This window comes from uncultured Meiothermus sp. (genome assembly GCF_937863175.1).
Lineage (GTDB): Bacteria > Deinococcota > Deinococci > Deinococcales > Thermaceae > Meiothermus.
This window is the reverse complement of the sequence record NZ_CALMCQ010000195.1, coordinates 1-9,627: the sequence shown is the minus strand read 5'-3', so window position 1 is coordinate 9,627 and position 9,627 is coordinate 1. Positions and strand designations below refer to the sequence as shown.

At 60.2% G+C, this 9,627-nt stretch carries 5 protein-coding genes and 2 pseudogenes; 2 read left to right on the top strand and 5 right to left on the bottom strand.

Annotated elements, in window-relative coordinates:
* Together Q0288_RS07620 and Q0288_RS07615 are read left to right on the top strand one after the other, a co-directional pair.
* A pseudogene (locus tag Q0288_RS07620) lies at positions 1 to 168 on the top strand (iron ABC transporter permease); the annotation flags it as partial.
* Positions 165 to 1,259 (top strand): ABC transporter ATP-binding protein, encoded by a 1,095-nt coding sequence (locus Q0288_RS07615; RefSeq protein WP_299429298.1) that lies wholly within the window; start codon positions 165 to 167, stop codon positions 1,257 to 1,259. The pseudogene Q0288_RS07620 and the gene Q0288_RS07615, both read left to right, overlap by 4 nt.
* Positions 1,260 to 1,367: 108 nt before the next feature.
* On the opposite strand, the gene Q0288_RS07610 is transcribed toward Q0288_RS07615, so the two are convergent.
* The 5 genes and pseudogenes from Q0288_RS07610 to Q0288_RS07590 all read right to left on the bottom strand — a co-directional run.
* Positions 1,368 to 2,240 carry an alpha/beta hydrolase gene (locus Q0288_RS07610; protein ID WP_299429297.1) on the bottom strand — a complete coding sequence of 291 codons (873 nt, stop codon included), beginning with the start codon at positions 2,238 to 2,240 and terminating at the stop codon, positions 1,368 to 1,370.
* A gap of 98 nt (positions 2,241 to 2,338) precedes the next feature.
* On the bottom strand, positions 2,339 to 2,554 hold the full coding sequence (locus tag Q0288_RS07605; RefSeq protein ID WP_299429296.1) for a hypothetical protein: 216 nt from the start codon (positions 2,552 to 2,554) through the stop codon (positions 2,339 to 2,341).
* A 261-nt stretch (positions 2,555 to 2,815) separates the two neighbouring features.
* The gene (locus Q0288_RS07600; protein WP_299429295.1) at positions 2,816 to 3,418 is read right to left on the bottom strand and encodes a class II aldolase/adducin family protein; all 603 of its coding nucleotides are present in this window, start codon (positions 3,416 to 3,418) and stop codon (positions 2,816 to 2,818) included.
* A 69-nt stretch (positions 3,419 to 3,487) separates the two neighbouring features.
* Positions 3,488 to 8,068 carry a DNA-directed RNA polymerase subunit beta' gene (locus tag Q0288_RS07595; RefSeq protein ID WP_299429299.1) on the bottom strand — a complete coding sequence of 1,527 codons (4,581 nt, stop codon included), beginning with the start codon at positions 8,066 to 8,068 and terminating at the stop codon, positions 3,488 to 3,490.
* Between the two features lie 78 nt (positions 8,069 to 8,146).
* Positions 8,147 to 9,627 (bottom strand): annotated as a pseudogene (locus Q0288_RS07590) (DNA-directed RNA polymerase subunit beta); the annotation flags it as partial.

The window sequence follows — 9,627 nt, the reverse complement described above, 5'->3', positions numbered from 1 at the left end:
GTTCCCCTCACCTTCCTGCTGGCCCCGGTGGGGTATTCTACGCTTTCAACCCGCATCTGGGGCTACACCTCGGAAGCGATGTTCGCCGAGGCTGCTCCTTATGCCCTGCTGATCGTGTTATTCTCGGCCTGCTTGGTAGGCTTGTTGCTCACCCAGGAACGAAAATGAAGCCGCTGAACGCCGAAAGCCCAACCCCTGACGCCACCGCCACCACGCCCATCCTGCAGGTGCAGGGTTTGACCAAACGCTTTCATCCCAGCTTTCCGCCGGTCGTGCAAGGGGTAAGTTTTGAGGTGGATCCCAGTGAGGTGTTTGCCCTGTTGGGGCCCTCGGGCTGCGGCAAAACCACTACCCTGCGTCTGATTGCCGGCTTCGAGCAGTCCGACAGCGGCCAGATCTGGATGGATGGTCAGGATCTGACCCGGCACCCTGCCGAACAGCGTGGGATCGGTTTTGTGTTCCAGGATTACGCTTTGTTTCCGCACCTGAGCGTCTATGGCAATGTGGCCTTTGGCCTGCGCCAGCTCTACGGAAAAGCCAGGCAGGAACGGGTCGAGGAGGTGCTTAGTCTGGTCGGGCTTACGGTGTTTAAGGATCGCAAACCCGGCGAACTTTCGGGTGGACAGCAGCAGCGGGTAGCCCTGGCCCGTGCCATCGCACCCGGCCCCAAACTGGTGCTGCTCGACGAACCCTTTAGCAGTCTGGATGCCGCCCTGCGGCAGTCCACCCGCGACGAGGTGCGGGCCCTTCTGAAACAGTCGGGCATCGGGGCCATCCTGGTCACCCACGACCAGGAAGAAGCCCTCTCCTTCGCCGACCGGCTAGGGGTCATGCGGGGTGGGCAACTCGAGCAGATCGGCACGCCCGAGGAGGTTTACCATCACCCACGTACCCCGTTTGTAGCACAGTTTCTGGGCCGAACCAACCTCATCCCCGGCGAGGCCAGGGGCCAGGAGGCCGAAACCCCGCTGGGGCGGATTGTGCTGATGGAGGAAGCCCACGGTGCAGTACTGCTCTCGCTGCGCCCCGAAGGACTGAGCCTGGCAGCCCCGCTCGGACACCTGGGAATTTCCGGCAAACAGTTCGAAGGCAGCGTATTGAGCCGCGAGTTCAAGGGTCACGATCTAACCTACCGTATCCAGTTTGGCAACCGGGAACTCACTGTGCAGGAAAGCCCGGAAAGCCCTTTCCACCCTGGCGACCAGGTGCGGGTGCTGGTGCGGGCCAGGGCGGTGGTGGTTGGGCGAAGCAAATTATAGGTGCGTCGCTGCCTCCGTTACCAGGCCACGGTGCATGTAGCAATTTTCTAAGGTGGAGGTACATGCAGAACGCGTTCGCTGGATTTCGGGGTTTTTCCAGGCCGCGCCCTATTGAGCGTCCTGGAGCGCGTTCTGAAGTGCCTCGCTGAATGCGTAGGGCTGGTCAATCCAGGGGTAATGGCCCGCTCCTTCAATGAGCTCGAGGTCTCCCCCCGTAAGGTCGGCAATGGTTTGGGCTTCGGGGTAGCTGCTAGCGTCCAGAGAGCCCAACAATACTGTGGTGGGCACATGTACCTCCAGCAAAAAGGGGGTATAGTCCAAACGCCACAGCCCGTTCAGTACAAACATGCGTCCCGGCGTAGCGGCCCCCACCACGGTAGAGCTTTCCGCCATCCATTCATACTCCATGCGGCTGTGCGGGCTGGGAAACATTAGCTTGTCAAAGGCTGCTTTAGGCTCCACGTGGGCAAAGGCTTCCTGTAGCAACCCTGTTCCATCCGGGGGCAGCTCCACCTCGACATCCCGCTCTACGATGCCCCGCAACCCCAGCGAAGCGCGATATAACTGGCTGGCAAGCCACGGAAAGTTTGTCCAGGGGTTAATCAGCACCAGTCGCCGGGTGGTCTGAGGGGAGCGGCGGGCATAATCCAGAGCCACCAGTCCCCCAAAACCATGTCCCAGCAGTGTCCAGGTATCCAGGCCCAGATGGTCGCGCAGGAGAAAGAGGTCTTCCAGCAAAGCATCTATGGTAAAAAGACCCGGTTCTTCAGGCAGGGCTGGGCTGCGACCTCCTCCACGCTGATCGAGATAAAGCACCCGGAAGTCTTCCAAATACTCCGCAAGGCCCTCACGCAGCGTGTAACTACTGCCCCCAGGCCCACCGTGCAGCACCACAATGGCCGGGGCGTCCTCCGGGCCTGTGTCCTCGAGGTAGACCTCTACCCCATTATCCCCGGCGACTAGATCAATTACTTCGCGCATGAGTGCCTCCTCTGTATGTTTGTCACCGTATCCGGCTCGCCCATATCTGGCTCCGCCGGTGATTATGCCCGGCGGCTCGAAATTCCCCGCGTCAAAGGCTAGGCTCGAAGCCCCTCTTCGAGCAATTCAAAGCTCCAACTGCGAAAACCTTCCAGTGCCGCCGCTGCCGCCTCCATCTCGGGCGCAAACGCCCAGACCTCGAGTACATAGAGCTCCTGCTCCGCACGGTAGAGCAGCCGGTAGGGATGGCGGAAGCGTCGAGCCAGGGATCGCAGTGCATCCAGGTTCTTGCCTTCCACAAACAGTACTCTCATCCGTCACACTCTACCCTTTTGTGAGTTGCGTACTGGCGGTCATTGTTTTGTTAGGAGGAATTCCTTTACCGATACCAGATTCGGTTAGAACCCGACTGACGGGAGACGCTTTTTCGCCGACCGTCCGGGAGGGGGGTGCTCCAGGATTCAAAAAGTGAGCCTCGGGGTCTCCGGGTTGGAGGATGATCTTTTTGAATCCGGTATGAGCCCCGAGCACTCACTTCGCTAAAGAAACAAGGCCACAGGGCTTACGGGGAACTTTTACCGGGAGGAAGCAGCACCCGTACCCCCCCACAGCCGTTCTAGAAAGAGCACTTCACAGGCTTCCTCGAGGCTGGTCATGAGCGAATAAGCCTGCAACAGCGATTTCTCCGAAACCTGCTCGGTGCCCTTGACAAAAGCTCCGTGACCCCGCACCACACAGGCCCACCGGTTCTGCAAGGCTTCGGCTACGGCGTCGGCGGCCTCCTGGGTTCCGGAGGCCGTTCTGGGGGTCAATACCGGAATCTGGTCGAAGTAGTAGAGTCCTTCCAGGTCAATGGGCACTATGGAATCGAGGTGAAACGAGAGGGCAATTGCATAGCGGGGGTGGGCATGCACCACTGCGGTAGCATCGGTTTGCTGGTAGATGGTGCGGTGAATCACCCGCTCCACCGAGGCCCACTGATCTTTCTCGGGGTTGGGCTCGAGGGGTAGCAGTAGCAAGTCGTCGGGGGTCAGGTGGGCCTTCTGAGCGCCCGAGCGGGTGATCCAGAGTCCCTCTCGCTCGCGCACCGAGTAGTTTCCTGAGGTAGCCGAGGCCAGTCCTGCTGCAAACAAATCGGCCCCAACCTGCTGAAAGGTGAGATAGAGTTTGGCGATCATGAACTACCCGCACTTAATTGCCACAGGCTGTAAGCATACGCCTACAGCCTATAGTCTGGCGATTGTGCTTTAGGCCTCGCGCCCAGGCTGATCGGGGCGTGCGCCAGGGCGGCGGGGGCCACCTACAGGTGCTTGTTCGGCCTCGCGGCGGGCATCCTCCAACTTCTTGAGGGTCTTCTGGTCTACCACCTGGGTATCCCGCACAAAGTCCGAACCCGTACCGGCTGGAATCAACTTGCCCAGGATCACATTTTCCTTCAGGCCAATCAGTTCGTCCAGCTTGCCCGCAATGGCGGCTTCGGTCAGGACATGGGTGGTGTGCTGGAAGCTGGCCGCAGAGAGCCAGCTCTTGGTTGAGAGAGCGCTCTTGGTCACACCCATCAGCATCGGCTTCCAGCTAGCGGGAGTCTTACCCTCGGCCATCAGGGCTTCGTTGGCCGACTCTACATCCCACTTCTCGATCACCTGACCCTCGAGATAGCGACTGATGCCGGAGTCGGTGATCTCGACATACTTGAGCATCTGCCGCACGATGGTCTCGATGTGCTTGTCGTGCAGCTTCACCCCCTGGGCACGGTATACGCGCTGGATTTCGTCGGTGAGGTAGCGTTCCACTGCTTCGGGGCCTTTGGCTTCCAGGAGTTGATGTGGGTCAATGGCTCCACGGGTGAGGGGCTGCCCAGCCTCCACCATCTCGCCTTCCTTGACCGTGATTCGGGCCTCTCTGGGCACCTTGTATTCCTTGGAGAAACCTTCGCTGCTCACAAAGATACTGGTTTTGTCTTCATTCTCTTCGATGTGGATGGTGCCGTCAATCTCGGCAATAACTGCCTTGACCTTGGGGCGGCGGGCTTCAAAAAGCTCGATCACGCGGGGTAAACCCTGGGTGATGTCAGTACCGGTGGCGACCCCGCCGGTGTGGAAAGTGCGCATGGTGAGCTGGGTGCCTGGCTCGCCGATGGATTCGGCCGCCACCACCCCCACACTTTCGCCAATGGAGACCAGCTTGGCCGCCGACAAATCCCAGCCATAGCAGTGCTGGCAAACCCCATAACGGGTACGGCAGGTTAGGGGCGAGCGCACCGGAACTTCCTCGATCAGGCGCTCTTCAGCGGCCCTGACGATCTGGTTCACTTCTTCCTGGGTAAGCTGGTGGCCCTCCGTGAAGGATTGGCCTTTGATCTCAAATTCCCGTGCCACCGTGCGGCCATACAGCCCCGACTCGATATCGCTCTTTTTGCGCAGGCGCTTGTTGCGGAAGGCTTCGTCAAACTGCAAGAGGGGCACCGAGATGTAGTCGGGGGTGCCACAATCCAGTTCACGCACAATTACCTCGTGGGCCACGTCGTGCAGCTTGCGGGTCAGGTAGCCCGAGTCGGCGGTGCGCAGAGCGGTGTCGGCGCCACCCTTACGGGCTCCGTGGGTGGAGATGAAGTATTCCAGCACCGTGAGACCCTCGCGAAAGGAAGCCTTTACGGGTACTGGATAGGTTTCACCCGAAGGCTTGGCCATCAGGCCACGCATCCCCGAGATCTGACGGATCTGCTGGGGGTTACCGCGCGCACCCGACTGGCTCATCACGTAGAGCGGGTTGAAGGGGTAGTTCTCCTCGAAATTCTTGAATACCGCCCCGGTCACTTTTTCAGTGGTCTGACTCCAGAGCTGCAAAATCTGCTGGAAGCGTTCTTCATCGGTCATCAGACCCAGTTCGAAGGCCTGCTCGATCTGGGCCAGCTTGCCATCGGCCTCCTGCAAGAACTGCTTTTTCTCCACGGGAATGACGGCATCGTCAATCCCGATGGTAATGCCCGAGGTGGTGGAGAGCACAAAACCGTAATACTTGAGCGCGTCCAGCAGCTTGGCGGTTTTTTCCACCCCCAACACCAGGAAGCTCTTGTAGACCAGGTCTTTGAGCGAGTTCTTTTCCTGGGCCACCTCGAGGTTGACCAGTTCCTCCGCAGCCGCCGCGTCCTCAACAGCCTCACTGACAATTCGCAAGAAGAGCATCCGCCCCGGCGAGGTTTCCAGTAGCTTGTTGCCCAGGCGCACCGTGACCACATCCTGGTGGTCTACCACCCCGCTCTGCACCGCCAGCAGGGCTTCGTCCACGCTGCTGAAAACGTATTTCCGGCGACCCACACTGGTTTCTTTGCCCGCGACCTTAATCCTGGCATTAAGGGCCACTTTACCCTGGTCGTAGGCTTGCAAGGCCTGCTCGATGGACTTAAACTCCAGGCCCTGGCCTTTCTTCTCGCGGCGGAGCTGGGTGATGTAGTAGAGGCCCAGGATAATGTCGCGGGCAGGCTTGGCCACCGGCTCACCCGAGGCCGGCGAAAGGATGTTGTGGGCCGAGAGCATCTGAATACGGGCCTCGGCCTGGGCATAGCTGGACAGCGGCACGTGCACGGCCATCTGGTCGCCATCGAAGTCAGCGTTAAAGGCCTCGCAGACCAGCGGGTGAAGCTGGATGCTCTGGCCCTCGACCAGCACCGGCTGGAAGGCCTGGATGCCCAGACGGTGCAGGGTGGGGGCACGGTTCAGCAGCACCACCTTGCCGTGGATGACCTCCTCGAGCGCATCCCAGACCTCGTCCTTGATGTCGCGGGAGCGCTCCAGCATCTTGCGCGCGCTCTTGACGTTGTTGGCGATGCCCTTCTCCTCCATCTTCTTCAGCAGGAAGGGCTTGAAAAGCTCCAGCGCCATCCGCTTGGGCAGGCCACACTGGTGCAGCTTGAGCTGCGGGCCCACCACGATCACCGAACGACCCGAGTAGTCCACCCGCTTGCCCAGCAGGTTCTGGCGGAAGCGGCCCTGCTTACCCGAAAGAATGTCGGTGAGAGAGCGCAAGGCTCTATCTGAACCGGGGTTGGTGACAGGAGTACCACGACGCCCATTATCCAGCAGTGCATCTACGGCCTCCTGGAGCATGCGCTTCTCGTTGCGAATAATCATCTCTGGCGCACCCTGGGAGAGGAGTTTGCGCAAGCGGTTGTTGCGGTTGATCAGTCGGCGGTAGAGGTCGTTGAGGTCGGAGGTAGCAAAGCGGCCCCCATCCACCTGCACCATTGGTCGCAGGTCGGGAGGCAGCACTGGCACAGCTTCCAGCACCATCCACTCCGGGCGGTTGCCGGAGTCGCGGAACGAGCGCACCACTTCCAGGCGCTTGCGGGCCTTGGCCCGGCGGGCCCGGCTGGGGTGCTTCATCTCCTCGACCAGCTCGGCCTCGAGCACACTCAGGTCAATGTCCTTGAGCAGCTCCTGGATGGCCTGCGCCCCCATCTTGGCATCTATATCGTAGGACTCAATTACCCGAACCGCCATGCGGATAAAGTCCACCTCGACGCGGCCATAAATCTCCGAGGCAATCTTGCCGCCGTCGGCCAGGGCGTCGCCGGGCGAGACCCGGTCGCCGTTGGTTACATCCACATCGTCTTCGAAAGGGTAGAGTTTGGCCTTCATCACCACAATGGAGGCGGGCTCGTGGAGGTGGACAACACCTTCGGCTTCGGCGAATACTTCTTCCTCAGGTTCAATGGCCCCTACCAGCTTGTCACCTTTGCGCACGCTCACCCCCTCGGCGGCCAGCACATGCATATGCGGTTGGAGGGGATAGGCGGCCACGCGGGGGCGCTCGAGGGTGAAGCTGAGATGCACCTCCTTCCTGGCAGTCTCGACCTCGAGCTTTTCTACCTTGAGCCCCTTGGGCATCTTGAGCTGACCCTTGCCCTGGGCCAACACGTCACCACCCCCTACCAGCTCACCCTGCCCCACCTTGAGGTGCATCCCGGCAGGAATCAGGTAAACCGCGCTGACCGCACTGGTATCGGGGTCGAGGATTTTGAGCAAGGCCCCCTCCCCCACCTCCTCCACATCCACCACACCGGAGTCCTGGCTGGTGATCTGGTAGGAGGCCTCGAGTTCTGCGATAGGCTCGCCCGGCTTGTACCGGTCCTGTTCAATCCAGGCTGCTTTGGGCAGGGTCAGGCTGGCCCGCTCCTTGTCGGCATACTCCACCCGGATGCGGCGGGGGAAGCGGAAGAGCACCAGCCCATCCATTTTGCTCACCACACCTGGGGCCAGTTCCTGGCCTTTCTTGACCTCGTCGCCATCCTTTACAAAGGTCTCGACGCCGGCTGGAATAACGTAAGTCTCCTGCTTGCCAAAACGCAGTTCGCGGTACTCGTCATCGGTCAGGAGCTGGCGCTTCTGCACCGGGGTGCCCCCCAACATGGCCCCGCGAGGGTCAATGGTGATGTACTTGGCAAAGTACAGGACTTGCTCGAGTTCCTGCGCCGAAAGATCCAGTAGCGTACCAATCTTGGAGGGCACGTCCTTGACGTACCAGATATGAGCGGTGGGAGTGGCCAGTTCAACATGACCCATACGGTAGCGACGCACGATGCTCTTGGTCACTTCCACCCCACAGCGCTCGCAAACCTTGCCTTCAAAGCGCTGGCGCTTGTACTTTCCGCAGGCGCACTCGTAGTCCTTCTGCGGCCCAAAGATGCGCTCATCAAACAGACCGTCGCGTTCGGGCTTGAGGGTGCGGTAGTTGATGGTCTCGGGTTTCTCGACCTCACCGTAGCTCCAGGAACGGATCTTTTCGGGGGCGGCCAGGCCGATTCTTACTTTGCGGACTTCTCGTTTGATCATTGTATTCCTCGCTGATAACCGATAGTTGATGGCTTATCGCTAACCTTCAGGCTACCGGCTATTTGCTATCAGCAATTAGCGCCGTGAGGCCAGTCCCTCGAAAATATCCAGGTTCCTTGCGTTTTCGTCGTAGGTCTCCACATCCAGGCCCAGCGACTGCAATTCCTTCACCAGCACCCGGAAGCTCTCTGGTACGCTGGCCTCGGGCACATCATCCCCCTTAACCACTGCCTCGTAAGCCGCGTTGCGGCCCTCAATGTCATCCGATTTAATGGTGAGGATTTCCTGCAAGGTGTGCGCTGCACCATAGGCTTCCAGGGCCCAGACTTCCATCTCGCCGAAGCGCTGACCCCCGAACTGGGCCTTGCCTCCCAGGGGCTGCTGGGTAATCAGCGAGTAGGGGCCAGTCGAGCGGGCGTGCATCTTGTCCTCCACCATGTGGTAGAGCTTCATGATGTACATCACCCCAACCACAATAGGGCCTTCGATGGCTTCGCCGGTGCGCCCATCATAGAGCACGCTCTTGCCCTGTTGGGCCACCTCTCGCAATTGCTCGGTGGAATCCTTCTCACCATCCACCAGGCCCAGCTTGGCCGCTCTGGCCAGCACCTCCCGCTCGCGGTTGTCAATGCCGAAACCGGCCTTGGTACGGGTTTGCCACTTCTTGTCGAAGGCCTTCCCCAGCGCCTCCTTAATCTCGTCCTCGGCAATGCCATCAAACACGGGGGTGATGAATTTCAGATCGAGTTCGTAACCCGCCAGGCCCAGGTGGGTTTCCAGAATCTGGCCCAGGTTCATACGGCTCGGTACGCCCAGGGGATTGAGCACGATGTCTACAGGGGTTCCATCGGGCATGTGCGGCATGTCCTCGGGCGGTAGTATCTTGGAGACCACCCCCTTGTTGCCATGGCGGTTGGCCAGCTTGTCGCCCACTTGCAGTTTGCGCTTCTGGGCCACATACACCCGTACCACCTCCCGCACGCCCGGTTTGAGCTCCACACCAGGATCCCCACGGCGCAGGCGCAGGGTACGCACCACGATGCCCCCTTCGCCGGGAGGCACCCGTAGCGAAGTGTCTTTCACGTCTCTGGCCTTCTCACCGAAGATGCTGCGCAGGAGCCGCTCTTCGGGGGTGGGTTCGGTCTCGCCCTTGAAGCTGGTACGACCTACCAGGATATCGCCGGCCTTGACCTCGGCGCCAATTCGCACCACCCCATCTTCGTCAAGGTCGCGCAAAGCAGCTTCGGAGAGGTTGGGGATATCGCGGGTCACCCTCTCGGGGCCTAGCTTGGTGTCACGGGCCTCAATCTCGTAGCGTTCGATGTGCACCGAGCTATAGAAATCGCGGCGCAAAAGGTCTTCAGAGATGACGATGGCGTCTTCGTAGTTGTAGCCATCGAAGGGCATGATGGCCAACAGCACGTTTTGTCCGAGAGCCAGTCGGCCCTCCTCGGAGGCTGGGCCGTCGGCCAGCAGGTCGCCTTTCTTGATTTTCTGACCCTTCAAAACGCGGGGACGCTGGTCGAGCGCCGTCCCCTGGTTGGAACGGGTGAAGC

Excerpts from the sequence above, each read along its gene's own strand:
- Q0288_RS07605 (WP_299429296.1), bottom strand. The coding sequence starts at position 2,554 with ATGAGAGTACTGTTTGTGGAAGGCAAGAACCTGGATGCACTGCGATCC.
- Q0288_RS07610 (WP_299429297.1), bottom strand. The coding sequence starts at position 2,240 with ATGCGCGAAGTAATTGATCTAGTCGCCGGGGATAATGGGGTAGAGGTC.
- Q0288_RS07615 (WP_299429298.1), top strand. The coding sequence starts at position 165 with ATGAAGCCGCTGAACGCCGAAAGCCCAACCCCTGACGCCACCGCCACC.
- Q0288_RS07600 (WP_299429295.1), bottom strand. The coding sequence starts at position 3,418 with ATGATCGCCAAACTCTATCTCACCTTTCAGCAGGTTGGGGCCGATTTG.